General features: G+C 60.0%; 22 protein-coding genes. 9 read left to right on the top strand and 13 right to left on the bottom strand.

The annotated features are described in order from the left end of the window. The first annotated feature begins 104 nt into the window (after positions 1-104). The 5 genes from J3A98_RS13640 (at position 105) to J3A98_RS13620 (ending at position 7,369) form a co-directional block, all read left to right on the top strand. Positions 105-1,130, top strand: a complete 1,026-nt coding sequence (locus J3A98_RS13640) for an AraC family transcriptional regulator (RefSeq protein ID WP_209966772.1) — start codon at positions 105-107, stop codon at positions 1,128-1,130. Between the two features lie 269 nt (positions 1,131-1,399). Then, positions 1,400-2,752 (top strand): aromatic acid/H+ symport family MFS transporter, encoded by a 1,353-nt coding sequence (locus J3A98_RS13635; RefSeq protein WP_176682472.1) that lies wholly within the window; start codon positions 1,400-1,402, stop codon positions 2,750-2,752. A 28-nt stretch (positions 2,753-2,780) separates the two neighbouring features. After that, entirely contained in the window at positions 2,781-3,509 is a 729-nt protein-coding gene (locus J3A98_RS13630; protein WP_209966771.1) for a nitroreductase, read from the top strand. 103 nt (positions 3,510-3,612) lie between these two features. Beyond that, entirely contained in the window at positions 3,613-4,932 is a 1,320-nt protein-coding gene (locus J3A98_RS13625; RefSeq protein ID WP_209966770.1) for an OprD family porin, read from the top strand. A gap of 385 nt (positions 4,933-5,317) precedes the next feature. Continuing rightward, a complete protein-coding gene (locus J3A98_RS13620) occupies positions 5,318-7,369 on the top strand; it encodes a TonB-dependent receptor (RefSeq protein WP_209966769.1) in 2,052 nt (683 codons plus the stop codon). An 85-nt stretch (positions 7,370-7,454) separates the two neighbouring features. Here the strand turns inward: J3A98_RS13620 and J3A98_RS13615 are convergent, their stop codons facing one another. After that, positions 7,455-8,867: a cytosine permease gene (locus J3A98_RS13615; RefSeq protein WP_014590635.1), complete on the bottom strand. Its 1,413-nt coding sequence runs from the start codon at positions 8,865-8,867 to the stop codon at positions 7,455-7,457. Between the two features lie 377 nt (positions 8,868-9,244). Beyond that, positions 9,245-9,697, bottom strand: coding sequence for an Lrp/AsnC family transcriptional regulator (locus J3A98_RS13610; RefSeq protein ID WP_209966767.1), 453 nt, complete (start codon positions 9,695-9,697; stop codon positions 9,245-9,247). A gap of 111 nt (positions 9,698-9,808) precedes the next feature. Between J3A98_RS13610 and J3A98_RS13605 the strand changes: the two genes are divergently transcribed. Continuing rightward, on the top strand, positions 9,809-10,423 hold the full coding sequence (locus J3A98_RS13605) for a LysE family transporter (protein WP_209966766.1): 615 nt from the start codon (positions 9,809-9,811) through the stop codon (positions 10,421-10,423). A 64-nt stretch (positions 10,424-10,487) separates the two neighbouring features. Continuing rightward, positions 10,488-11,120: a LysE family translocator gene (locus J3A98_RS13600; RefSeq protein WP_209966764.1), complete on the top strand. Its 633-nt coding sequence runs from the start codon at positions 10,488-10,490 to the stop codon at positions 11,118-11,120. Between the two features lie 22 nt (positions 11,121-11,142). Here the strand turns inward: J3A98_RS13600 and J3A98_RS13595 are convergent, their stop codons facing one another. The 10 genes from J3A98_RS13595 to J3A98_RS13550 all read right to left on the bottom strand — a co-directional run bounded on the left by J3A98_RS13595 (position 11,143) and on the right by J3A98_RS13550 (position 20,873). Then, positions 11,143-13,326, bottom strand: a complete 2,184-nt coding sequence (locus J3A98_RS13595; RefSeq protein ID WP_209966763.1) for an ATP-binding protein — start codon at positions 13,324-13,326, stop codon at positions 11,143-11,145. A gap of 151 nt (positions 13,327-13,477) precedes the next feature. Beyond that, positions 13,478-14,041, bottom strand: coding sequence for an NUDIX hydrolase (locus tag J3A98_RS13590; RefSeq protein ID WP_003256075.1), 564 nt, complete (start codon positions 14,039-14,041; stop codon positions 13,478-13,480). A gap of 2 nt (positions 14,042-14,043) precedes the next feature. Further along, positions 14,044-14,796, bottom strand: a complete 753-nt coding sequence (locus J3A98_RS13585) for a GntR family transcriptional regulator (RefSeq protein WP_010954490.1) — start codon at positions 14,794-14,796, stop codon at positions 14,044-14,046. A gap of 88 nt (positions 14,797-14,884) precedes the next feature. Further along, positions 14,885-15,274, bottom strand: coding sequence for a carboxymuconolactone decarboxylase family protein (locus J3A98_RS13580; protein ID WP_003256073.1), 390 nt, complete (start codon positions 15,272-15,274; stop codon positions 14,885-14,887). A 175-nt stretch (positions 15,275-15,449) separates the two neighbouring features. Then, positions 15,450-15,935, bottom strand: coding sequence for a flavin reductase family protein (locus J3A98_RS13575; protein ID WP_209966761.1), 486 nt, complete (start codon positions 15,933-15,935; stop codon positions 15,450-15,452). A gap of 12 nt (positions 15,936-15,947) precedes the next feature. Beyond that, positions 15,948-17,429 carry an aldehyde dehydrogenase gene (locus J3A98_RS13570; protein WP_003256071.1) on the bottom strand — a complete coding sequence of 494 codons (1,482 nt, stop codon included), beginning with the start codon at positions 17,427-17,429 and terminating at the stop codon, positions 15,948-15,950. Further along, positions 17,426-18,259, bottom strand: coding sequence for an alpha/beta fold hydrolase (locus J3A98_RS13565; RefSeq protein ID WP_176682480.1), 834 nt, complete (start codon positions 18,257-18,259; stop codon positions 17,426-17,428). Before J3A98_RS13565 ends, J3A98_RS13570 begins: the two co-directional genes overlap by 4 nt. A gap of 68 nt (positions 18,260-18,327) precedes the next feature. Then, complete coding sequence (locus J3A98_RS13560; RefSeq protein ID WP_209966760.1) at positions 18,328-18,924, bottom strand: amino acid synthesis family protein; 597 nt, start codon at positions 18,922-18,924, stop codon at positions 18,328-18,330. A 264-nt stretch (positions 18,925-19,188) separates the two neighbouring features. Further along, the gene (locus J3A98_RS13555) at positions 19,189-20,229 is read right to left on the bottom strand and encodes an LLM class flavin-dependent oxidoreductase (protein WP_209966757.1); all 1,041 of its coding nucleotides are present in this window, start codon (positions 20,227-20,229) and stop codon (positions 19,189-19,191) included. Positions 20,230-20,387: 158 nt separating this feature from the next. Continuing rightward, positions 20,388-20,873, bottom strand: coding sequence for a flavin reductase family protein (locus J3A98_RS13550; RefSeq protein WP_209966754.1), 486 nt, complete (start codon positions 20,871-20,873; stop codon positions 20,388-20,390). A gap of 316 nt (positions 20,874-21,189) precedes the next feature. Here J3A98_RS13550 and J3A98_RS13545 point away from each other — a divergent pair, with 316 nt between their 5' ends. Next, the gene (locus J3A98_RS13545; protein WP_209966751.1) at positions 21,190-22,593 is read left to right on the top strand and encodes a cytosine permease; all 1,404 of its coding nucleotides are present in this window, start codon (positions 21,190-21,192) and stop codon (positions 22,591-22,593) included. Positions 22,594-22,662: 69 nt separating this feature from the next. Here J3A98_RS13545 and J3A98_RS13540 read toward each other — a convergent pair whose 3' ends face one another. Beyond that, positions 22,663-23,583: an AraC family transcriptional regulator gene (locus J3A98_RS13540; RefSeq protein WP_209966749.1), complete on the bottom strand. Its 921-nt coding sequence runs from the start codon at positions 23,581-23,583 to the stop codon at positions 22,663-22,665. Positions 23,584-23,685: 102 nt separating this feature from the next. Between J3A98_RS13540 and J3A98_RS13535 the strand changes: the two genes are divergently transcribed. After that, complete coding sequence (locus J3A98_RS13535) at positions 23,686-24,246, top strand: carboxymuconolactone decarboxylase family protein (protein ID WP_209966746.1); 561 nt, start codon at positions 23,686-23,688, stop codon at positions 24,244-24,246. Positions 24,247-24,267: the final 21 nt, after the last annotated feature.

The following is a 24,267-nucleotide window of genomic DNA, read 5'->3' as shown; positions in this document are numbered from 1 at the left end:
AGGAGTGTTGACATCTGGCATAGTGATATTGGTACAGAGACGTTCTGTGGGCTTGTATGCTTTGCAAGGCAGCCTTCGGTATCAAGTTAGCAACGGAGCCCCGGATGGATTTTTCTGCCCACAAAGGCACCACGTCGATCAGCCTCGTGCGGGACGCACTTCAAGGAGCAGAACTGCGTGGCCTGGATGTTTCGACTGTACTCCGCCACGCACATATTGATCCGCTGTTGCTGGCCCAAAACTATGCCAGGGTACCTGCTGGTACGTTCTCCAGATTGTGGATTGCGTTAGCGGATTTGCTCGACGATGAGTTTTTTGCGGCAGACAGTCACCCCCTCCGCAGAGGTAGCTTCAAGCTGATGGCTCAGTTGGCCCTCGGCTGCGACACCCTTGGACAGGCGCTCAAACGGATTCTGGCGTTTCTCAGGACTGCCCTTGATGACATCTACGGGGCGGTGGAATGCGAGGGAGAGCATGCTGCAATTATCATTCATGATCATGGTGAGTTGCGAAGGGTGTTTTGTTACGGTGCCTGGCTGGTGCTCGTGCACGGCCTGCTTTGCTGGCTGTGCGACCGGCGCATCCCTATTTTGAAGTTATCGATGCGTCCTCCTCGGCCGGTGGACGACAGCGACTATCGAATGCGCTTTTGTGAGGAAATCGAGTGGAGGGCCGATAGAACCACCGCTGTTTTCGAGAAGAGCTTTCTGGAGTACAAGGTTTGCCAAACACCTGGTTCTCTTCCTGCCTTTTTAAAAGGAACGCCAAGTAACTTCCTTGTGAAATACCGTAACGACGACAGTACGAGCATTATGATCCGGCGGCGATTGAAACTGCTCTCTCCCCACACCTGGCCTGAACTCGATGAGCTCGCACGCGACTTGAGCATGTCCAGTTCCACCCTGCAACGAAGGCTCTATGCTGAGGGTTTCACCTACCAACGGCTCAAAGACAATCTCAGGCGGGATATTTCCATCAGTCTGCTGTGCCTGGCAGGTATGACAGTGGATGGCGTTGCGTCAGAGGTTGGCTTCATTGAGACCAGTGCGTTCCACCGGGCATTCAAGAAATGGACGGGTGTCACCCCTGGTGCTTACAGACGCTCGTTGCGTAGCCATCGAGGGAACTAGTCCTCTGCGCGTGGGCTGATCACACTCAATCTGAAGCCATCGGGCTTCCAAAACTGCCCGTTCCGGTCAAGCAGAATGATGCCATTGGGCATGGTTGGCGCTTGCCATAAGGCCTACGATTTTCCTCGGGCGCCGTCTAGTTGGTGCCTCTCAACTCTCCCGACTCACACCCGGAACCATGCGTACCTGTGCGTGTGGTCGAGTTGTGCCAGATCGCTATACGTATGTGGACTTCAAAAACACAAAAATAAGATTGAAGGAGACACGGTATGAGTTCTTTGAATATGTACACGTTGACCGAAGAGTCGAAGTTCAACCGCTTTCATGGAATTATTCTGTTCTGGTGCGTGTTGATTCTGATTATCGATGGTTACGACTTGGCAGTGGTGGGGGCTGCCCTGCCAGCCATCATGGCCGATATGCAAATTGACGCAACCAGCGCCGGGGTAATGGCTGGCTCAGCATTGTTTGGGACAATGCTGGGCGCCATTTTTTTAGGCACATTGGCAGATCGAATTGGCCGGCCGAAAATGATCGCGATGTGTGTAGCGCTGTTCAGCGTTTTCACCGCTGCGGCAGGGTTCACTGACAGCCCGCTGACCTTCAGTATCATGCGCTTTATCGCCGGCTTGGGAATCGGCGGTGTGTTGCCCATCTGTACGGCGCAGATGGGTGAGTTCTCACCCTTGAAAGTTCGCACCCGGCTGGTGACCATCGTTTTCGCAGGCTATTCGGTGGGGGGGATTCTGGTAGCGCTTACGGGTAAACAACTGATCGAAAGCTACGGTTGGCAATACGTGTTTTACGTGGCAGTCCTGCCAGTGGTTTTGATTCCTTTCATTCTCAAGACAATGCCCGACTCTATCGGCTTTATGTTGAAGCAGGGTCGACAAGACGAGTTGAAAGTCATCGCGCGTCGCCTTCGTCCTGACCTTGTGATCAAGGATGACACGCAGCTCGTTGGCAATCCGCAGATTATCTCTGCTCAAGACAAGCCGGTACGAAGCCTTTTCCTGGAAGGCCGTGGATACAGCACGGTCATGATCTGGATGGCATTCATGACCGGGCTGTTCATGGTGTATGCACTCAATTCGTGGCTCACCAAGTTGATGGCCATGGCGGGCTTCAGCCTCGGTTCAGCCCTGAATTTCGTCATCGTGTTCAACCTCGGTTCGATCTTCGGTGCAATTCTGGGTGGATGGCTTAGCGACAAATTCAGCATCAAGCACGTCTTGGTGGTGTTCTATGTAGTGGGCGCGGTCGCACTCACCTTGCTGGGATATACCCGCTCTACCGAACTGCTCTTTGTCGTCGTGTTCATCGTGGGTGCCTCGACCCTTGGCACCCAGCTTCTGGCCTATGCATACGCCGGCGATTTCTATCCCTCCACCATCCGCTCGACTGGTGTCGGTTTTGCATCGGGGGTCGGTCGCGTCGGGGCGATTGTCGCACCTGTTTTGATTGGTGCCTTGGTGTCGATGGCGTTGCCGCTGGAGCAGAACTTCATGGCAATCGCGCTCGCCGGCCTGATAGGGGCTGTTGCAGTGACCATGATCAATCAGTCTCGCTCGGACTCGGCTGTAGTGAGGAAGAAGGCCACGGTTGCCCACGAGCTGACCTGACCGTAATTCTGAGAGACAGGTTCCACGTATGCTTATTGATCGTTTGCGCAAATCACCGGTAGGTTCGGACGAAACAGCCCGTTTGATCGACTGGGCAATTGTCTCACGTCGGAGCATCAGGTCGTTCCTCCCAACCCCAGTTCCGCTAGAGGAAATCGAAGCGATGCTGAACGTTGCTCGCTTTAGCGCAACAGGCGTCAACCTGCAGCCCTGGAACGTGCATGTTGTTACCGGTGATACGAAGGCACGGTTGTCCGCAGCACTTGCTGAGGTTGATGACCATCCGGCTGATGACCAACGCTTTTCTGATCCCTACGCGTATTACCCCAGGGAGTGGACGTCTCCCTACATCGAACGGCGCAGGGAGGTAGGGTGGGGGCTCTATAGCCTGTTGGGCATCAGTCGAAGCGATAAACAAAGGATGCACGAGCAACACGGCCGGAATTATCGCTTCTTCGGGGCGCCTGTTGGCCTGTTCTTCACGATTGACCGCGTGCTCCAGGAAGGGAGCCTGCTGGACTATGGCATGTTCCTGCAAAGCCTCATGATTGCCGCACGGGGAAGAGGCTTGCACACCTGCCCGCAGGCAGCATTCCTTAAATATCACAGCATCATCACTGAAATGCTGGAAATACCGAAGAGCCAAATGCTCGTCTGTGGGATGAGCTTGGGTTACGCCGATGATGGCAGCATTGAGAACACGTTAGTTACTGGCCGTGAACCCGTGCGTGCATTCACTACCTTTCACTCAGAATAAAAACCTGGCGTCCGCCCTGTCCAGGTTTGGCTTCGGGCAGGGTGATGTTGTTTCGATCATTCCGCTAAAGCGGGCCTTAACCCATTTGTAGGACTGGCATTGCATGGGGCGCTTCGCTGCGGTCCATGCTCAAGCACACAACAAGAACAAGGTGCCTGTGATGTCTATTGCTTTTAAAAAAACGTTGGCTTGTTCAGCAGCACTGCTGGTCGCGCCTTATGCTTCTGCCGCGTTCGTGGAAGACTTCAAAGGCAGTCTTGAACTCCGTAACTTCTACTACAATCGCGATTTTCGCAATGACGGTGCCACTCAATCCAAGCGCGATGAGTGGGCGCAAGGCTTTATTTTGAACCTGCAGTCCGGTTTTACAGAAGGACCGGTGGGCTTCGGTATTGATGCGATGGGCTTGCTGGGGGTGAAGCTTGATTCCAGCCCGGACAGAACAGGATCAGGGCTGCTGGCCTACGATTCCGACAGGAATGTTGAGGATGAATACGGCAAGTTCGTGGCCACCGCCAAAGCAAGGATGGGCAAGACGGAATTGAGGATAGGGGGAGTAAACCCTCTGATGCCGCTACTCTGGAGTAATAATAGCCGCCTACTGCCTCAGATCTTTCGCGGTGGCTCGCTGACCGTCAACGACATCGATAAATTGACGGTAACGGCTACAAGGGTCAACGCAGTGAAGCAGCGTAATTCCACCGATTTCGAATCACTCACAGCATTTGGCTATGCCCCGGTTGAGGCAGATCACTACAACTACCTGGCATTTGACTTCAAGCCTGCGAAGGACATGACCTTCAGTTTGCACGCCGCTGAACTTGAAGATCTCTACAAGTCCTACTTCGCCGGCATTAAAGTCATCAAGCCGTTGTTGGAAGGCAATGTGATCGCGGATGTTCGCGTGTTCGATGCCAGCGAGACGGGCGCCAAAAAGCTGGGTGAGGTGGACAACAGAACGCTGAGTAGCTACTTCGCCTACAGCATCAAGGGGCACACCATCGGCGGCGGTTACCAGAAGGCTTGGGGCGACACCTCGTTTGCGTTCGTAAACGGCGCGGATACCTATCTGTTCGGCGAATCGCTGGTCAGTACATTCACTGCCCCTAACGAGCGAGTGTGGTTTGCGAGGTACGACTTTGATTTCGCCGCTTTGGGTGTACCGGGCTTGCTGTTCACCACCCGGTACATGAAAGGTGATGATGTCGATCCTGATCTGCTGACGAGCCGCCAAGCCGCTTCACTCCGCCTCAACGGGGAGGAGGGCAAAGAATGGGAGCGGGTCACTGATATTTCTTATGTCATTCAGAGTGGGCCGGCGAAGGGTGTTTCGTTCCAGTGGCGTAACTCCACGAACCGCTCGACCTACGCTGACAGCGCTAATGAAAATCGCTTGATCATGCGCTACACCTTCAACTTCTAAATAGCGAAATGGGCCGGCCCTCTGGAGCCGGCCCTTTGTTATTCGCCCCGGAAATCTCCTACCAGATTAAGGGGAGTGCGTGGGCATTCGGATTCGCCCATGGCCGCAAACGTTCCGGTGAGGGCAATGTTGGAAAGGTCACGCGCGTTGAGGTGCTTGGGCATGCCTTGACGGGGGCGCCGACTGGACGATCCATCCTGGATTGCTCGCAAGGCAGTGCGCCATTGTTCTTAGGCGCAAGCGAAGGAGGCGGCTATGGTTCAAGAAATCCCGATACGCCAGTGTTTAGTGTTATGGTATAACATCATTTGCCATAAGGCAGACGCAGATCTTGCCTTCTTCATCTGTGCGCCAATACACACTCAACCCCGCGTCAGGAACCTCCATGCGATTCACCCCAGCCTCGTTCGCCATCTTCACGGCAATGTTCACACCTGAAATCCTCGCCGAACAGACCGGTACCTCCACCATCGTCCTCGGTGAAGTGAATATCACCCAAACGGCCGGTACAGCCTTGAGCACTGAAAACGTGCTTACGTCGGTCGACGTCCTGGGCGGCGACCAGGTGCGAGACAAAAATGTGATGAACAGCTGGCAGTTGTTGGGGCAGATGCCGGGCATCCAGCTGACTGAAACGGGGCAAGGTGCCGAATCAGGCAAGGTCACTTTTCGCGCGTTCAATGGTGAGGGCTACATCAACGGCATCAAGACCCTGATCGACGGTGTGCCGAGCAACGTCAACAGTGGCAACCAGCGCTTCATCGATATGATCTTCCCGCTGGACATCGAGTACATCGAGGTGGTGCGCGGTACCAACGATCCGCGCTATGGGCTGCACAATATCGGCGGCAACATCAACTTCGCGACCCGCCAGGGGGGGAACTATGTCGATAGCCGTGTGACTTACGGCAGCTTCGATACGCGCGAAGTGCAGTTGGCGGTCGGGCACGAGGAGGGGAATTTCGCCCAGAACTATATCCTCGCCAAGCAAGACAGCAACGGTTACCGCGACCACAGCGAATCCAACAAATACACGCTCGGCGGCAAGTGGTTCGTCAGCAACGACGAACAAGACTTCCGTGTCGGCCTGATCGCTCGCCTGTACCACCACCAGGCCCAAGAGTCAGGCTTCCTCACCCGCGAGCAACTGCACGCCAGCCGTACCCAATCGCCGGCCAAGAACGCCAATGATGGTGACGACCGTGACATGAAGCAGTTGAGCCTGCACGCCGACTGGCAGCTTGACGATGACCTGAGCCTGAGCAGCAAGCTGTACTACAACAGCTACAACGATGATCGAACCATCACGTTCACCGATTACCAGCCCGGCAACGCGCCACGCCAGCGTCGGCAGTGGGATGAACAGCAGCGAGGGATGCTCAGCAACCTGACCTGGCGCGCTAACGATCTACTGACGCTGGATGGCGGCATCAACTACGAGGAGCAGGACAACCAGTACCGTCGCCTGCGCTACAACTACGGGATCCCGACTGATTTCGACGCCACGCCGGCACGTGTGCAGAACGACGACACTTACACCCTGCGCAATATTGGCGGTTATGTGCAGGCGGTCATTCAGCCGACCGACGCGCTGAAGATCATTCCTGCCATGCGCGTCGACAAGTTTTCGGGTAACAGCGAGACGCTCGGCGGCGTCAAGGCATCCCTGCAGGATTATGGCTGGATCCGCCAGCCGAAGCTGAGCGTAATTTACAGCCTCACGCCGGAGATCGACCTTTACGCCAACTGGGGGCGTACTTTCCAGATTCTTACGGGCTCTGGCGGGCCAGCTTATCGGGTGCCTGGGCAAGTCTCGTACGACCCGTCGATCAACACCGGCAAGGAAGTGGGCATCAAGTTTCAGCCATTCCCGGGCGCTCAGGCGCGGGTTGCGCTTTGGCAGCAGGACGCGACCGATGAAGTCGCGAACATGCCCAGCACTGGCACCACGGTCGGTCTTGGCGAAACACGCCGGCGTGGTGTGGACATGCAGATCAGTGCTCAGCTGGACGATCAATGGACGGTTTGGGCGTCCCACGCGATCCAGGAGGCCAAGGTGGTCAAGGCCTACGCTGCAAACGGCCAGTCATTGTCGGGAAAAGAGGTATTTTCCACTCCGCGCTACATCAGCAATGTGGGTGTCGACTACCGGTACAATGATGACTGGAAATTCGGTGCGCAGGGGCGGGCGCAGGGCAGCTACTACATCGACGAGTTGAACGAGCAGGGCAAGTACGGCGGTTTTGTGGTCGTGGACGCCAGTGTCAGTTACCGCATCACCTCGTCGACCAGCGTCGACCTGCAGGTGAAAAACCTGTTTGACCGTGAATACGAATACGTCTGGTACGACAACTTCTTCTGGGGAGGCAACGACCAGGCGATGTTCTCGCCAGCACCAGGCCGTTCAGCGTTCGTGTCGATAAACATGAGCCTTTGACAGGGCGGGTGCATTGGCAAGGAGCCTCTTGAGGGCGACACATATCGCCTTCAAGAGGTCTACGGGATCAACAGGCCAGTGCAGCCTAAGCCACTGCTGCCAACTTGGCGCTGGTCTGCCGACGACGGTAGGCACTGTCACGGCTCGCCAGCCACCAGTACAGCGGCGAGGTGATCGCCAACCCTACCAGCCACGACAGGTCAGCCCCGTTTATGTGCTCGGAAATCGGCCCGACGTACAGCGGGGTGTTCATGAACGGTATCTGCACCACGATACCCACAGCGTAGGCGATCAGTGCCTGCGGGTTGTAGCGCCCGTAGATCCCACCATCGACCTGGAAGATCGACTGGATGTCGTAGTCTCCTTTGTGAATGGCGTAGAAGTCGATCAGGTTGATCGCCGTCCACGGTACCAGCACCACCAGCAGTACCAGCACCATGTCAACGAAGTGGCCGATGAAGTCTGCCGAAGCGAAAACCGCTACCACGCAACAGGCCGACAGCACGATCAGCGACAGCACTGCCCGGCTTTTGGCGGTGGGGATCCAGCGGTAGGCGAACGTTTGCACCAGGGTGATGATCGACAGCACCGCACCATACAGGTTGAGGGCGTTATGGCTGATCACGCTGAGCAGGAACAGCACCAGCATGATCGGGCCGAGCGTGCCGGTGGCCAGCTTTACCGCATCCATGGTGTCCATGCCGGCTGGAATCGCCAGCACGGCTACGGCGCCGAAGATGAACGACAGGCTTGAACCCAGGGCCGAGCCCAGGTAGGTGGTCCAGAAGGTCGAGCTGACTTTTACATCTGCCGGCAGGTAGCGCGAGTAGTCCGACACATAGGGCGCAAAGGCGATTTGCCACAACGCCGCCAGCGACACGGTGGCCAGCCAGCCGGCCAGGTTGAAGCTGCCACGGGTAAGGAAATCGTCGCTCTGCACATGGGTGAAGATGTAGCCGAAACCGACCACGATACCGATGCCCAGTACCCAGGTGCCAATGCGATTGAGCACGTGGATGAAACGGTAGCCGATGATGCCGATGATGCCTGAGCCCAGCGCACCGATGACGATGCCCACCGGTACCGGAACGGCGTCGACCACGCCATGCAGTGACTTGCCGGCAAGGACGATGTTGGAAGCGAAGAAGCCGATGTACATGACACCGGCGATCACCACCACCAGCAGCGCGCCGAGGGTGCCGAACTGGGCGCGGCTCTGGATCATCTGCGGAATGCCCATTTGCGGGCCCTGGGCTGAGTGAAGGGCCATCAGCACCCCGCCGACCAGGTGGCCGACAAGGATGGCGACGATGCCCCATACCAGGTTCAGGTGGAACAGTTGCACGCCCAGCGCGCCGGTGACGATGGGCAACGGCGCGATGTTGCCGCCGAACCAGAGCGTGAACAGATCCCTTACCTTTCCATGGCGGTCTTGCGGGGGCACGTAGCCGATCGTGTGTTTTTCTATCAGGGGTGCCGAATTGGCTGCACTGGTCATGACTGACTCCAAGGCAAGGTAGGGCATTGGGAACTGCCCGGGGGCGTGCCGGCGGTGGGCGACGCGTTCTTGTTGGAGCGATGATGAGGGGCGCGGGGATAACGAGAAATTAGTAAATATGTACCCATAAGCGTTAAAAAAACTAAGGCTGACAAAAGCTTAAGCGGGTGACGGTAGCAAGGAGAGTGCCAGCTGGCTGAAGGCCTTGGGGTAGAGGGGCGGCGGGTTGGCAACCGGATCACGGTGGGCTGGGTTGGTGCGATGTGCGCGTTTTCAGGGCAGATGAAAGGTTGCCTGTGCCGGCCTCTTCGCGGGTAAACCCGCTCCTACAGCAGGAGCGGGTTTACCCGCGAAGGGGCCGGCACAAGAGGAAACAGCTACATGGGTAACAACCGATCCTGAAGCACTTCCTTCATCACCAAGGTCGAGCTCAAGCGTTTCACATTGGGAATACTGGTCAGGTGCTCGTCATACAGCTTCTGGAACGCTGGCAGGTCCTTGGCTACCACATGCAGCAGGTAATCCGGGTCGCCAAACAGCCGCTGCGCTTCGACAATCTGCGGGATCTGCGCCAGTGCCGTTTCAAAGTCCGCCACCGGCTGGCGGGTCACCTCGCGTAGCGTCACGAATACCAGCGCGGCAAAGTTCAGCCCAAGGGCGCTAGGTGCCAGCCGTGCGTGATAGCCCAGAATGGCTCCGGACTCTTCCAGTGTCTTCAAACGCCGATGGCAGGGTGACAGGCTGAGCCCTACACGGTCAGCCAGTTCGGTTACCGACAGCCGCCCGTCTTTTTGCAGCTCGGCAAGGATTTTTCGATCAGTTCTATCCATTGGGAAGAATCTTCCAATTCATGAATGCTAAGGGGAAATATACGAAAGAAAATCCCCGAGCGAAATCCGTAATCTTTCGACATCCCAATGCAGTAGATAAGGAAGATTCAAGTGGCTATCAGTGTGCTGACGGCGTTCTGGGCTGTGTCGATGCTGTTCGTGATGACCCCGGGTGCAGACTGGGCCTATGCCATCTCTGCAGGTATGCGCGGTCGCTGGGTGATGCCTGCGGTGGCGGGGATGTTGTCGGGGCACTTCCTGGCCACGCTGGTGGTGGCGGCCGGGGTTGGCAGCCTGCTGGCTGGTCACCCGTTGGCGCTGACCTTGCTGACCCTGGCGGGGTGCACCTATTTGCTGTGGCTGGGCGGCAACCTGTTGCTCAGCCCGGCATTGCCGGCGGCCGGGCAGGGTGGCGTGGGGGAGTCGGGCTCGCGCTGGGCGTTGAAGGGTTTTTGCGTCAGCGGCCTGAACCCCAAGGTATTCCTGCTGTTCCTGGCCCTGCTGCCGCAGTTCACCGACCCGCAGTCGAGCTGGCCCGTACCGTTGCAGATCTTGTTGCTGGGGCTGGTCCACCTGTGCAGTTCGCTGGTGATCTACACGCTGGTCGGCTATGGCGCCAAAGCTGTGCTCAGCACCCGGCCGGGAGCGGCAAAGCTGGTCGGGCGGGTGTCGGGGATGGCGATGATTACCGTGGCTCTGGGCTTGATAGCCGGGCAAATGACCTGATTTGCCGGTTCAGAATGACTTCAGATACACTCGCTGCACCCTAATGCACAACCAGGAAGTGCCCATGCCCGAAACCACGCAACTGCTCATGTTCGCCTTGATTTGCCTCGGCATGGTCCTGACCCCAGGGCCGAACATGATCTACCTGATTTCCCGCTCGATCTGCCAGGGCCGCCAAGCCGGGTTGATTTCGCTTGGCGGTGTGGCTCTAGGCTTCGTCATCTACATGTTCTGCGCGGCAATGGGCATCACAGCGCTGGTGATGGCGGTACCCTTTGCCTACGACGCGCTGCGTATCGGTGGCGCGCTGTACTTGTTGTACCTGGCCTGGCAGGCGCTGCGGCCGGGTGGCCGTTCGCCGTTTCAGCTCCGTGAGCTGCCCGCCGACAGCCCGCGGCGGCTATTCACCATGGGGTTTGCCACCAGCCTGCTCAACCCCAAGATTGCCGTCATGTACCTGTCGCTTATGCCGCAATTCATCGAGCCGGGCCACGGCAGCGTGCTGTTGCAGTCGCTGGTGCTGGGTTCGACGCAGATCGCCATCAGCGTTACGGTCAACGCGCTGATTGCGATCATGGCCGGTTCCATCGCCGTGTTCCTGGCTGGCAGACCGCTGTGGCAACAGGTTCAGCGTTGGTTGATGGGAACGGTGCTGGCGGGGCTGGCGGTGCGCATGCTGTCAGAAGGGCGCCGTTGATCACCTATTGCGATGCAAGGTATCAGTGGCCGAGTACTTTCCCGAGCATCTGGCACACCTGTTCTGCCGAGTAGGGTTTGGCCAGAAAGGTGAACCCTTGGTGCCCACCTTCGGCAATCGCCTCGCTGTACCCCGAAGTAAGGATCACCGGCAACTGCGGGCGCTGGCGGCGAAGTTCGCGGGCCAGCGCCAGGCCACCCAAGCCGGGCATGACCACATCGGAAAACACCGCATCAAAATCACCTGCGGGGCTGGTCAACTGCGCCAGCGCCTCTTCCGTTGAGCGCGCATAGCTGACCCGGTAGCCGTGGTCCTCGAGGAACTGAGCCGTGAAGCTGCCCAGGTCGGGGTTGTCTTCTACCACCAGTATTCGTTGCCGCTCGCCCTGTACCTGCGCCTGGCTGCCGGCCGAGGCGTCTTCGGGCAAGGCCGCAGGTGAGTCCTCCTGCGGCAGGTACAGGGTAAAGGTGGTGCCCTGACCGGGGATGCTGTTCACCTGTACATCGCCCCCGGATTGCTTGGCGAAACCGAACACCTGCGACAACCCGAGCCCGGTACCTTCACCCGGGGCCTTGGTAGTGAAGAAAGGGTCGAAGATGCGCTCCATCAACTCGCTGGCAATACCGACCCCGTTGTCGCTCACCGATATCGCCGCGAATGGGCCTGGCAGTGGAGGCTGACCGCGCAAGGCCGGCAGGCACTGGTCGGCCTGCAGACGCAGCTGCAAGGCACCTTCACCCGCCATGGCATCGCGGCCGTTGAGCATCAGGTTGATCACCGCGGTTTCCAACTGGCTGAGGTCGGCGCGGATGTGGCAGGGCGCTTGCGGTAACTGCAGCTCGACCCGGATGCGCGCGCCAGTGACGGTGTCGAGCATGTCGGCCATGGCCTCCAGCCGAGGCCCGGCCTCGAACACCTGTGGGCTGAGGGCCTGCCGGCGGGCGAAGGCCAGTAGCTGGCCGGTCAGTTTGGCACCACGGTCGACCGTGTCGGACATGGTCTTGAGGTAGCGCTCGCGGCGCGCCTCGGCCAGGTTGGGGCGCTGCAGAAAGTGCAGCGACGAGCGGATGATGGTCAGCAGGTTGTTGAAGTCGTGGGCTACGCCACCGGTCAGCTGGCCAATGGCTTCCAGCTTCTGGGCCTGGCGCAGCACGGCCTCGGTGTGCAGCAACTGAGTGGTGCGTTCTTCGACGCGATGTTCCAAGGTGGTGTTGAGCGTTTCAAGGGCCGCCATCGCTTCGCGCACTTCGGTATGGGCCTGGGCCCGTTGTATGTGCGCCCAGCATCGTTCGGTCACTTCCCTGATCAGTGTTTGCTCGTAGTCGGTCCATGCCCGGGGTACGCGGTCGTGAATAGCCATTAGTGCGGTCAGCCTGCCACCCTTGATCAGTGGCATGCAGATGGTGGCCGTAATGCCGATGGCCTGAAAAGTTGCCGCCTCGTCAGCGGCCAGTTCGCGCAGGTTGTCGTTGATCACCAAGGCCAGGCCGCTGCGCAGGCGGCTGACCGCCAGGCTGCCGAAGTCATGCAGGTGATAGTGGCCCACCAGGCGTGGTGAGCCGGGTGTCACCGCATCGCCGCAAATGGTGAAACCGTCCTCGTCGGGGTCCATCACCGCATAGGCGCAGCTGGACAGGCCAAGGTGCTCGACCAGCATGCGGGTGGTGATGGCCATGATCTGGTCCGGGTCGGCCGCCTCGGTCACGGCCCGCCCGAGGGTATCGAGAAAGTGCAGGCGCTGGTTGGTGACCACGCTGGCGGTGGTTTCGGTGACCGTGTCGAGCATGCCCAGTATCTCGCCATCATGGCCGCGAATCGGGCTGTAGCAGAAGGTGAAATAGGCCCGCTCCAGGCCGCCGTTGCGGTCGATCGTCAGCGGGAAGTCCTCGATGTACACCGCTTCACCGGCCAACGCACGTTCTGCCATATGGCGGATTTCGTCCCAGGCTTCGTGCCACACGTCGCGAAAGGGGATGCCCAAGGCCAGGGGCTTGCGACCCAGAATCGGGGTGAAGGCATCGTTGTACAGGGTGATCAAGTCCGGGCCCCAGAGCACGGCTTGCGGAAAGCGCGAGGCAAGGCACAGAGCCATCGTGGTTTTCAGGGCGTCGGGCCAATGTTCCAGCGGGCCCAGCGGGGTGGTGGCCCAGTCGTGGTTGCGGATGCGTTCGGCCATTAGCCCGCCGCCGTCTAGCCATCTAGCCATGTGCTTTGCCGGTCCTCTTTCTCAAGGCCTCTAGGGTGCACCGAGAATAGACCGTTGGCGAGGGTTTTGTGAGTGGCCGTGCCACTGCACAAGCCTCTGCAACTGCGCGATCCGAGTGAGTGCAGGTTCACCCGCGAAGCGGCCGGACAGGCTAGCGCATGAAGTGCACCTTGCCGGTGTCATCATTGCCCATGTAAATGCCATACACCCCGGCTTGCCGCTCGAGGATGTAGCGCTCGAGAATTTGCCGGATAGCCGGGTAGTAGATCTCATCCCAGGGGATTTCATCCGGTTCGAAGAACTTGTACGCCAGCGTCTCCGGCCCGTACTGCCCGGTCTCTTCGGTAACGATGGCACGGAAGATGATGTACACCTCGCTGATCTTTGGCACGCTGAAGATCGAATACGGCGAGACGATGTCCGCACGTACGCCGCTTTCTTCCCATACCTCGCGCAGCGCCGCCTGTTCGGTGGTTTCGCCAGCCTCCATGAACCCGGCAGGCAAGGTCCAGGTGCCGGGGCGAGGGGGGATGGCGCGCTGGCACAGCAGGTACTTTCCATCGCGCTCGATGATGCAGCCGGCGATGATCTTGGGGTTGATGTAATGGATGTAGCCGCAGCCTGCGCAATGCAGGCGTTCGTGGGTATCGCCTGTGGGAACGCCCCGGGCCAGTTCCGTGGTGCAGTGCGGGCAGTAGCGCGGGGCATTGGGCATGATCAGCGACCTATGCGGGGTTCCTTCAGGGCCAGGGGTTCGACAATGTCGCGCACCTTGGCGTTGTCATCCTGCTTCTGGCGCAGGTAGTCCAGGGCCACCTTGGCGGCGGCGCGGACGTGGTCGACCGAGGCCTGGTGGGCCACCAGCGGGTCGCCGCCCTTGATGGCCTCGACGATCTTTTCCATTTCGCGGTTGCTGGCGCCGCGGCGGTTTTCCTGCGATACCGAGGTGGCGCGCAGGTAGCTGATGCGGGCTTGCAACTGGCGCAACTGCTGGGCCGCCACCTGGTTGCCCGAGCCTTCCAGCAGCACATCGTAGAAACCTTGTACCGAATCCAGCACCTGTTGCAGCTCGCCTTCTTCCAGTGCCTCGCGGTTCACTTCCAGCGCGCGCTCCAGCGCACGGATGTCCTTGGCCTTGGCGTTGAGGGTGAACAGTTGCACGATCAGGCCTTCGAGCACACAGCGCAGCTCATAGATGTCACGCGCGTCTTCCAGGGTGATGATGGCCACGCGCGGGCCTTTGGCGTCAGCGAACTCGACCAGGCCTTCGGACTCCAGGTGACGCAGCGCTTCACGTACTGAAGTGCGGCTGACGCCGAGGCGGTCGCACAGGTCGCGCTCTACCAGGCGGTCGCCGGGCAGCAGGTGAAAGTTCATGATTGCGGTGCGCAGCTTGTCGAGCACGATTTCGCGCAGAGTAACGGGGTTGCGGTTGACCTTGAAGCTGTCGTCGAGTGGCTGGCGTTTCATCAGGTGCGCTCTTTATGAGGCTGTTGCGCCAACATCGCGGAATGCCCCGAACCGAGGCTTTCCATGCAGTGGTTCGAACAGCCCGTTGTTAACGGGTTGGCTCCGCATCGGCTTCGGCAAACGCTTCACGGGCCAGGCGGAAACTGTCCACCGCCGCGGGTACGCCGCAATAAATGCCGACCTGGAGCAGGATTTCGCGAATCTGTTCACGGCTCAGGCCATTGCGCAGGGCACCGCGAATGTGCAACTTGAGCTCGTGGGGCCTGTTGAGCGCGGAAATCATGGCCAAGTTTATCATGCTGCGCTCTTTCAGCGACAAGCCTTCGCGGCCCCAGACGTGACCCCAGCAATACTCGGTGACCAGCTCTTGCAACGGTTTGGTGAACTCATCTGCGTTCTGGATCGAGCGGTTGACGTAGTCCTCGCCCAGCACCTGGGTGCGGATTTTCAGACCCTTTTCGTACTTTTCATTGCTCATGTGCAGTACTCCGGCAAAAAACAGGGGCCGCAACCGAGGGTGAGACGATTAGCGCGACCCCTGAAAACAGGGGCATCGGTGTTGGCTTCTTCGCGGGCTTGCCTGCTCTCACAGGTTCCGGAATCTGTGGGAGCGGGCAAGCCCGCGAAGAGGCCAACACCGACTTCAAGGTATATCAGCCGAGGGGCGGCAGGGCGCCCAGCTTGCCTTTGTGGTAGACCATCGGGGTCACCGGCTCGGCCGGCAACACCAGGTTCTTCACCGCGCCGACAATGATCGCGTGGTCACCGCCGTCGTACTCGCGCCACAACTCGCATTCGATGATCGCCGTGGCCTTGGCCAGCAGGGGGTTGCCCAGCTCGCTCAGGTGCCACTCGATGTCCTTGGCCTTGTCCTTGCCCTTGCCTGCGAAGGCATAAGCTTCGGCGGTCTGGTCGGCGGACAGCAGGTGAATGGCGAACCGCTTGCTATCGCGCAGGATCGGGTAGGTGTCGGAGGCATAGTTGGGGCAGAACAGTACCAGCGCCGGGTCGATCGACAGCGCGCTGAACGCACTGGCGGTGATGCCGACGATGCCGCCGTCGGCGTCCAGGGTGGTGACTACCGTGACGCCGGACGGGAAGGAGCCCATCACGTCTTTGTAGATGCCGGGTTCGATCATCTCGTGTTCCTCCTAGCGCATCACGAACGGGTCGGGCATCGGCGCGGTGGACAAGTTGATCCACACGGTCTTCAGCTCGGTATAGGCCAGCACCGAATCGATGCCGCTCTCACGGCCGTAGCCGCTGTTCTTGAAACCACCTATCGGTGCCATGGCCGACACGGCGCGGTAGGTGTTGACCCAGATGATCCCCGAACGTACGTCACGGGCCAGGCGATGGGCACGGCCCAGATCGCGCGTCCAGATGCCGGCAGCCAGGCCGAACTGCGAGTCGTTGGCTATGGCCAGGGCTTCTTCTTCGGTTTTGAAGCGGATCACCGCGGCGACCGGGCCGAACACTTCTTCCTGCATGATGGTCATCGCGTTGCTGTCACACTCGAACAGGGTGGGCTCGTAGAACCAGCCGTCACCTTCAACGTCGGCACGCTTTCCGCCCATATGCAGTTTGGCGCCTTCGGCCTTGGCTGCAGCCACCAGGCCTTCGACGACAGCCAGCTGCTGTGCGGTGGCCATCGGGCCCATTTCGCTGGCGTCGTCCTGCGGGTTGCCGATGCGGATGCGCTTGGCGCGGGCAATCAGGCGCTCGACGAATACGTCGAAAATTTCATCCTGCACCAGCAGGCGCGAACCGGCCACGCAGCTTTGCCCGGAAGCGGCATAGATGCCGGCCACGGCGCCATTGATGGCGCTGTCCAGGTCGGCGTCGGCGAAGATGATGTTCGGCGACTTGCCACCCAGTTCCAGCGACAGCTTGGCGAAGTTTTCGGCACTGCTGCGCACCACGTGGCGGGCGGTGGCGGCACCGCCGGTGAAGGCGATCTTGCGCACCAGCGGGTGGCGGGTCAGCGCCGCGCCGGTGCTGGGGCCGTAGCCTGTGACCACGTTGACCACCCCGGCCGGGAAGCCGGCCTCAAGGGCCAGACGGGCCAGCTCGAGAATGGTCGCCGAGGCGTGCTCGGACGGTTTGAGTACGATGGTGTTGCCGGCAGCCAGGGCAGGGGCAAGCTTGATTGCGGTGAGGTACAGCGGGCTGTTCCAGGGGATGATCCCGGCAACCACGCCGATTGGCTCGTGCACGGTGTAGGCGAACAGGTCGGGTTTGTCCAGCGGCAGGGTGCCGCCTTCGAGCTTGTCGGCCAGCCCCGCAGTGTAGTGGAAGAACTCCGGCAGATAGCCGACCTGGCCGCGGGTTTCGCGGATCAGCTTGCCGTTGTCACGGCTTTCCAGCTGGGCCAGGTGCTCTTTGTTCTCGGCAATCAGGTCACCCAGACGACGCAGCAGCTTGCCGCGCGCGGTGGCGGTGATGCTGCGCCACGCCTTGCTGTCGAAGGCACGCTGGGCGGCCTGAACGGCCAGCTCCACATCGGCTTCATCGGCGTCGGGCAGCTGCGCCCAGGCCTGGGCGGTGGCCGGGTTGAGGCTGTCGAAGGTCTTGCCGCTTTGGGCATCGCGCCATTGGCCGTCGATGCACATCTGGAAACGAACGAGGGTCATGCAACAATCCCCTTGGCGGATTCGGTGAGGGTGCGGGCTTGGGTGAGGAAGTCCAGCAGCATCTTGTTGACTTCACGCGGTGCTTCCACCGGCATCATATGCCGTTGCTCGGCGAGGACCACGCTCTGTGCGCCAGGAATACAGGCGGCGAGCTGGCGGGTCATGGCCGGGGTGGAGCCCGAGTCGAGTTCGCCGGTGGCGATCAGCGTCGGCACCTGGATACTGCCCAGGTCGTCGGCGCGGTACATGTCCTGAGTGGCGAACAGCGAATAAGTGGTGTGGTAGCCCTGCGGGTCGTTGCTTGCCAGCACCTGGCGAATGGCGGCGACCTGCGCCGGGTTGGCAGCCTTGTATTCACGGCTGAACCAGCGGTCCAGGGCAGCATCGACGTTGGCGTCGGGGCCCAGCTCCGCCGCCTGGGCGGCACGCGCGATCACCCCGGCACTCTGCTCGGGGGTACGGTTGAACACACTGTTGAGCACGACCAGTGCAGCCAGGCGCTGCGGGTAATTGAGGGCGAATGCACGGGCAACCAGGCCACCCATGGAGAAGCCGATTACGGTGGCTTGTGCGACTTGCAGGTGGTCAAGCAGTTCGGCGAGCTGGTCGGCATAGCCTTCCAGCGGTGTGTCGGCAGCCGGTACGCGGCTTTGACCGTGGCCGAGCATGTCGTAGGCGATGACGCGGTAGTCGTTGGCCAGGCCAACGAACTGACCGCCCCACATTTCCTTGTTCAGGCCCACGCCGTGGATCAGTACCACGGGTTGGCCCTGGCCGACATCCAGATAGCTGGTGCCGGCAGGTGTGCGTTCAGCGACAGGCTGAATCATGGAGGGCGCTCCTTGAAGGTCGGGCGCGGCGGGTAAGCACGCCACGCCCCGGCCCGTCTTGGTTATTGTTATTGAGCGTTGGCTTTTTCGGCAGCCAGTTCTTCCAGGTCGATGTAACGGTTGCCGATGCGCGGGTGCAGGCGGCCGCCGTCGGCTGCGCCCAGGACCACGACGATTTCATCGGCACGCGGTGCGTCTTCGATCTGCATTTCCAGGGTGATGTAGTGCGAACGCAGGCCTTCGTCGTCCTTCTGCATCATCGGGATCTGAATCGAAGTGCCTGGACCGCCGCGCTTGTTGGTGAAGCTCAGGTAGCTCTTGGCCTGCACTGCCTCGCGGTAGTGGTTGCCGAAGCGCAGGGTGTGGATCACGGCCGAGGCGTGCTCGATTTCGCCATCGGCGCCGACGACGGCGGCCTTGCCGTAGGCTTCGATCTTGTCGGCACCGCCGATGGCAGCAGTCAGGCGCTCGACCATCAGGGCACCCAGCTCCGAGCAGTTGGTGCGAATTTCCGGCTTCAGATCTTCAACGAAACCGCGACCGGCCCATGGATTCTTGATCACGACGGCCAGGCCGACCATGGTCACCGGCTTGTCGGTGGCCTTGCCGCCTTCGATGCGGGTCTCTTCGGAGTAGGTGACGATCTTGCGGATTTCGAAACTCATGGTTGGCTCCTGGTGAGGGTTATCAGCTCTTGTTGTCTGATGGTATACCATAATATTTGTTGTGCAAGAGGTGTCAGGAAATTTCTCTTGTCGGGGGACGAAAGGTGGCCTGATGCCTTGATTTCTCTGTTGTCTGTACTGGTCTCTTCGCGGGCTTGCCCGCTCCCACAGGGACTGCACAGGTTTCAAAAAAAAGCCCGCTCACGCAGGCCGAAGGGGCCCACGGGAGCGGGCGCGTCCCGCAATGTTTCAGGCAATGGGAATTCAGGCGAACGCCGGCACCACTTCCTTGATGAACAGCTCCAGCGACTTTTTCTTCTCGGCGTGGGGCAGGCTGTTGTCGCACCAGAAGCTGAACTCGTCGACGCCCAGTTCCTGGTAGTACTTGATGCGTGCGATGATTTCTTCCGGGGTGCCGATCATGGTGTTCTTGCGGATGTTCTCCAGCTGGAACGCCGGCACTTCGGCAAATTTCGACTCCGGGCTTGGCTCGAGGAAGCCGTTTACCGGGGTGGTCTTGTTGCCGAACCAGGCATCGAATGTGCGGTAGAAGCGCGAGATGGCCTGGGCGCCGACTTTCCAGCCTTCCGGTTCGGACGGGCTGTGCACGTGAGTGTGGCGCAGCACCATCAGTTGTGGGCGCGGCACGTCCGGATTGTTGTCCAGGGCGGCCTGGAACTTGTTCTTCAGGTCCAGCACTTCTTCGTCCCCCTTCATCAGCGGGGTGACCATGACGTTGCAGCCGTTGGCCACGGCAAAGTTGTGCGAGTCCGGATCGCGTGCGGCGATCCACATTGGCGGCGTGGCGTTGAACGGCTTCGGCACGCTGGTAGAGGTAGGGAACTTGTAGACTTCGCCATCGTGGGCGTAGTCGCCTTCCCACAGCTTTCGCACGACGGGCACCATCTCGCGCAGCGCCTTGCCTCCATCGGTGGCGGGCATGCCATTGGCCATGCGGTCGAATTCGAACTGATAGGCGCCGCGGGCCAGGCCCACTTCCATACGACCGTTACTGATCACGTCGAGTAGCGCGCATTCGCCCGCAACGCGGATCGGGTTCCAGAACGGCGCGATGATGGTGCCGGCGCCCAGGCGGATCTTCTCGGTGCGTGCGGCCAGGTAGGCCAGCAGTGGCATCGGGCTTGGCGAAATGGTGTATTCCATGGCGTGGTGTTCGCCGATCCACACGGTGCTGAAACCGCCGTTCTCGGCCATCAGGGTCAGTTCGGTCAGGTCTTCGAACAGCTGGCGGTGGCTGACCTGTTCATCCCAACGTTCCATGTGCACGAACAACGAAAATTTCATGGGTTTTTCCTCAACGCTTGTTGTTACCCGTCAGTAAAGCGGGCTTCAGTGTGGGGGCGGGCTTGCCCGCGAAACAGAACACGCGGTGGGTGGCACCGGCTTCGCCGGTGTTCGCGGGCAAGCCCGCTCCCACAGGGGTCTGCGTCGAATTGCAGGCTTCAGGCAAAGGCCGGCAGGCTGGCCATTTTGCCGCGGCAGTACACCATGGGCCGTGGTGCTTCTGCCGGGACGATCAGGTTGTGCACCTTGCCGACCATGATGGCGTGGTCGCCACCTTCGTATTCACGCCACAGTTCACATTCGATCACCGCGGTTGCGCCGGCCAGGATCGGGTTGCCCAGTTCGCTCAGGCTCCACTCGATACCGCTGGCCTTGTCCTTGCCCTTCTTGGCGAACGCGTAGGCTTCTGTCTGTTGCTCACCCGAGAGCAGATGAATGGCAAAGCGCTTCTGTTTGATCAGTACCGGGTAGGAGTCGGAGGTGTAGTTGGGGCAGAACAGCACCAGTGGCGGGTCCATCGACAGGGAGGAGAAGGCGCTGGCGGTCAGGCCGACGACCGAGCCGTCGTCGTCCTGGGCGGTGATGACGGTAACGCCGGACGGGAAGGAGCCCAGAACGTTCTTGTAGACAGTTGCGTCGATCATCGGGAATACCTCTGAAGGGCTGCGGTGGTCCGCGGTTTTTATCGTTGATGTGTCTGATGGTATACCGTAATACCTATTTTGCAAGCGGAATTTTCAACCTGGCTTTTCCACGATGAACGGCTCAAGGCCACGTATACCGTGGCCTTGAGCGATCAGGTGGTTTGCCGCCAGGGTTGCGCAAGCGGATCAGCGGGCTTTTTTTACTGCGGATCAGTGTTGTCAAAAGTTTGGAATACCATAATATGGTCCGCAGCTGAGAGGCCGCCTAGATGCGGTTTCCTTACAAAGATAAAAACGACCTTTCGAGCTGAAAACCATGTCCCAACCGTCGTCGCAACACCAGTTTGTCGAGAATCACACGGTCGATTACGTTCCACCTGCCGAGCGCCATGGGAAGGCGCGCGACCTGTTCACCCTCTGGTTCAGTACCAACATTGCACCACTGCCCATCGTCACCGGTGCCATGGTGGTCCAGGTGTTCCACCTGAACCTGTTGTGGGGGTTGATAGCCATCGTCCTGGGCCATCTGGTCGGGGGCGTGGTCATCGCCCTGGCCTCTGCGCAGGGGCCGCAGTTGGGCATTCCACAAATGGTGCAAAGCCGTGGCCAGTTCGGCCGTTACGGCGCCTTGCTGATCGTGTTCTTCACCGCGCTGATCTATGTCGGCTTCTTTATTTCCAACATTGTCCTGGCAGGCAAGACCATCCACGGCATCGCCCCGAGCGTGCCGATGCCCGGCGCGATCGTGATAGGCGCCCTGAGCGCTACTGCCATCGGCGTAATCGGCTATCGTTTCATCCATATTCTCAACCGCATCGGCACCTGGGTGATGGGTTCGGCTTTGCTGGCCGGTTTCATCATGATGTTCATCCAGGACCTGCCGGCAGACTTCTTCAGCCGCGGCGCGTTCAACCTGTCGGGCTTTATCGCCACCGTGTCGCTGGGCACCATCTGGCAGATCAGCTTCTCGCCATATACGTCAGACTATTCGCGTTATCTGCCGCGTGAAGTGGGCATTGCCAAACCGTTCTGGGCGACCTACCTGGGCGCGACCCTGGGTACCATCCTGTGCTTCAGCTTTGGTGCAGTGGCCGTGTTGTGTGTCCCGCAAGGCACTGACGCAATGGACGCGGTGAAGCAGGCTACCGGCTGGCTGGGCCCGATCCTGATGGTGCTGTTCCTGCTCAACATCATTAGCCATAACGCCCTCAACCTGTATGGCGCGGTGCTGTCGATCGTGACCGCAATCCAGACCTTCGTGGCCGAGTGGACGCCGAGCGTCAAGGTACGGGTGATCCTGGCCTCGGTCATTCTGGTGGGCTGCGGGATGGTTGCACTGAATGCCTCGGCGGACTTCATCGGCCAGTTCATCGGCCTGATCCTGGCGTTGCTGCTGGTGCTGGTGCCGTGGGCTTCGATCAACCTGATCGACTTCTACCTGATCAAGAAGGGCCAGTACGACATCGCCTCGATCTTCAGTGCAGACGGCGGCATCTATGGCCGCTTCAACCACCACGCGATCATTGCCTATGCCTGCGGCATCCTGGTGCAGTTGCCCTTTGCCAACACGTCGCTGTATGTGGGGCCGTACTCCAATATTGTGGAAGGGGCCGACCTGTCGTGGCTATTCGGCTTGCTGGTGACGGTGCCGCTGTATTACTGCCTGGCGACGCGCGGCAAGGCGGTTAACGGTGCGCGGGTTATCAGCGTCAACGACTGACAGTTGCAACGGGGGGCTGCAAAGCAGCCCCGACTATGGCCGTTTGGTCGATTTCCGTGCTTTGCTGGATCAGGTATTCCCGCGCCCGCCATGCTGCCTGCGATACGCCCCCGGTTGTACCCCCACTGCCTTGGCAAACGCCCGGGTGAATGCGGCCACCGACTGATACCCTACCTGCGCGCCTACCTGCTCAACGGTATGCCCCGCCTGCAGCAACTGGCTGGCATGGCGCATGCGCAGCGCCAGCAGCACTTGCCCCGGCGATTGCCCGGCCAGTTCGCTGAAGCGCTTGAAAAATGCCGAGCGTGACAATCCGGTGCAAGCGGCCATGTTCTCCATGGTCCAGGGTCGCCCCGGTTGCTCGATCAATTGCTCCAGCAGCCCGGCAAATAGCGGCTGGCGGGCGAGGGTGACCAGCCCGCCCAGCGATTGGCCGGCGTGCACCTGCTGGCGCAGCACATACAGAAACAGCAAATGCGTCAGCCGCTCGAGCAGCGCCTGCGACGGCCCGGGCGCGCGTCGGCACTCCTCCAGAATCAACCCGAACAGCGCCCGCGCTGCGCAGCCTGCGGGGTCTTCGGCACGCAGCAGGATCCACTCGGCCAGGCCCTCGACGATCAGCGACGACAGGCCCGAGTGGAAATGAAAGAACCCGCAGACCAGCCCGACTCCGTCGCCAGCCGCATTGTCCAGTGCCTGCATGGCCTGACGCGGTTGCGCACACGCGTCGACCGGGTCATGGTCGCTGGACAAGCGATAGGCCAGGTCGCGCAGCAGGAACACGGCATCACCTTTCTCCAAGCGCACGGCCTGGGGCTGGCCGTCAATGTGCAGCCAGCAATGGCCTTGCACCACCAGGTGGAAGCTGGCGCGGCCCATGCCCTGGGTACTGGCATGCCAGCCGCCGCAATAGCGGCCTACATGAAACAGGCTGGCATCGAGCTCCAGGCCTTCTAATAACCAATCGACAAGCGGGCTGGACGAAATCATCTAATGCAAAGACTCAGGAGCAAGGAAAGGCGACTGACGAATATGGAGGGTAGTTCTTATAACCAACAGACTGTAGTGACACTCATCAAAGGAGATCACTGCATGTCCTCGCGCATTACTTTACACACGCTGCAGAGCGCCCCGGAAGCGGCACGTCCGTACCTTGAGAACGCGCAGAATAATTCCGGCTTCATCCCCAACCTGCTCGGCGTGCTGGCCAATGCCCCGGCGGCGCTGGAAACTTACGTGACCGTCTCGGCACTCAATGGCAAGTCTGAGCTTGGCCTGGCCGAGCGTGAAGTGGTGCAACTCATCGCTGCCACCCAGCATGGCTGCGACTTTTGCGTAGCCGGCCATACTGCCGTAGCACTGAACAAGGCCAAGCTGCCGCAGGAAGTGGTCGATGCCCTGCGTGCCCGTGGCGAACTCCCGAACGCCCGCTACGAAACCCTGGCCGCCTTTGCCCGGGAAGTGATCGCCACCCGCGGCAATGTCAGCGAAGCCACCTACCAGGCCTTCCGTGACGCCGGCTTCAGTGAAGGCAACGCCTTGGAGGTGATTCTGGGTGTAAGTCTCGCAACCCTGTGCAACTTTGCTAATGTTTTCGCCCAGACGCCACTCAACGAAGAGCTTGGCAAATACCGCTGGCAGCCTTCTGCGTAGGCCACCTGTGATAATGGCCAT

The organism is Pseudomonas sp. BP6, assembly GCF_017875935.1.
Lineage (GTDB): Bacteria > Pseudomonadota > Gammaproteobacteria > Pseudomonadales > Pseudomonadaceae > Aquipseudomonas > Aquipseudomonas putida_Y.
This window is presented reverse-complemented; position numbering and strand designations above follow the sequence as displayed.

What these genes read in the sequence shown, in the direction of transcription:
- J3A98_RS13640 (WP_209966772.1), top strand. Translation starts at nt 105, where the DNA reads ATGGATTTTTCTGCCCACAAAGGCACCACGTCGATCAGCCTCGTGCGG.
- J3A98_RS13635 (WP_176682472.1), top strand. Translation starts at nt 1,400, where the DNA reads ATGAGTTCTTTGAATATGTACACGTTGACCGAAGAGTCGAAGTTCAAC.
- J3A98_RS13630 (WP_209966771.1), top strand. Translation starts at nt 2,781, where the DNA reads ATGCTTATTGATCGTTTGCGCAAATCACCGGTAGGTTCGGACGAAACA.
- J3A98_RS13625 (WP_209966770.1), top strand. Translation starts at nt 3,613, where the DNA reads ATGGGGCGCTTCGCTGCGGTCCATGCTCAAGCACACAACAAGAACAAG.
- J3A98_RS13620 (WP_209966769.1), top strand. Translation starts at nt 5,318, where the DNA reads ATGCGATTCACCCCAGCCTCGTTCGCCATCTTCACGGCAATGTTCACA.
- J3A98_RS13615 (WP_014590635.1), bottom strand. Translation starts at nt 8,867, where the DNA reads ATGACCAGTGCAGCCAATTCGGCACCCCTGATAGAAAAACACACGATC.
- J3A98_RS13610 (WP_209966767.1), bottom strand. Translation starts at nt 9,697, where the DNA reads ATGGATAGAACTGATCGAAAAATCCTTGCCGAGCTGCAAAAAGACGGG.
- J3A98_RS13600 (WP_209966764.1), top strand. Translation starts at nt 10,488, where the DNA reads ATGCCCGAAACCACGCAACTGCTCATGTTCGCCTTGATTTGCCTCGGC.
- J3A98_RS13595 (WP_209966763.1), bottom strand. Translation starts at nt 13,326, where the DNA reads ATGGCTAGATGGCTAGACGGCGGCGGGCTAATGGCCGAACGCATCCGC.
- J3A98_RS13590 (WP_003256075.1), bottom strand. Translation starts at nt 14,041, where the DNA reads ATGCCCAATGCCCCGCGCTACTGCCCGCACTGCACCACGGAACTGGCC.
- J3A98_RS13585 (WP_010954490.1), bottom strand. Translation starts at nt 14,796, where the DNA reads ATGAAACGCCAGCCACTCGACGACAGCTTCAAGGTCAACCGCAACCCC.
- J3A98_RS13580 (WP_003256073.1), bottom strand. Translation starts at nt 15,274, where the DNA reads ATGAGCAATGAAAAGTACGAAAAGGGTCTGAAAATCCGCACCCAGGTG.
- J3A98_RS13575 (WP_209966761.1), bottom strand. Translation starts at nt 15,935, where the DNA reads ATGATCGAACCCGGCATCTACAAAGACGTGATGGGCTCCTTCCCGTCC.
- J3A98_RS13570 (WP_003256071.1), bottom strand. Translation starts at nt 17,429, where the DNA reads ATGACCCTCGTTCGTTTCCAGATGTGCATCGACGGCCAATGGCGCGAT.
- J3A98_RS13565 (WP_176682480.1), bottom strand. Translation starts at nt 18,259, where the DNA reads ATGATTCAGCCTGTCGCTGAACGCACACCTGCCGGCACCAGCTATCTG.
- J3A98_RS13560 (WP_209966760.1), bottom strand. Translation starts at nt 18,924, where the DNA reads ATGAGTTTCGAAATCCGCAAGATCGTCACCTACTCCGAAGAGACCCGC.
- J3A98_RS13555 (WP_209966757.1), bottom strand. Translation starts at nt 20,229, where the DNA reads ATGAAATTTTCGTTGTTCGTGCACATGGAACGTTGGGATGAACAGGTC.
- J3A98_RS13550 (WP_209966754.1), bottom strand. Translation starts at nt 20,873, where the DNA reads ATGATCGACGCAACTGTCTACAAGAACGTTCTGGGCTCCTTCCCGTCC.
- J3A98_RS13545 (WP_209966751.1), top strand. Translation starts at nt 21,190, where the DNA reads ATGTCCCAACCGTCGTCGCAACACCAGTTTGTCGAGAATCACACGGTC.
- J3A98_RS13540 (WP_209966749.1), bottom strand. Translation starts at nt 23,583, where the DNA reads ATGATTTCGTCCAGCCCGCTTGTCGATTGGTTATTAGAAGGCCTGGAG.
- J3A98_RS13535 (WP_209966746.1), top strand. Translation starts at nt 23,686, where the DNA reads ATGTCCTCGCGCATTACTTTACACACGCTGCAGAGCGCCCCGGAAGCG.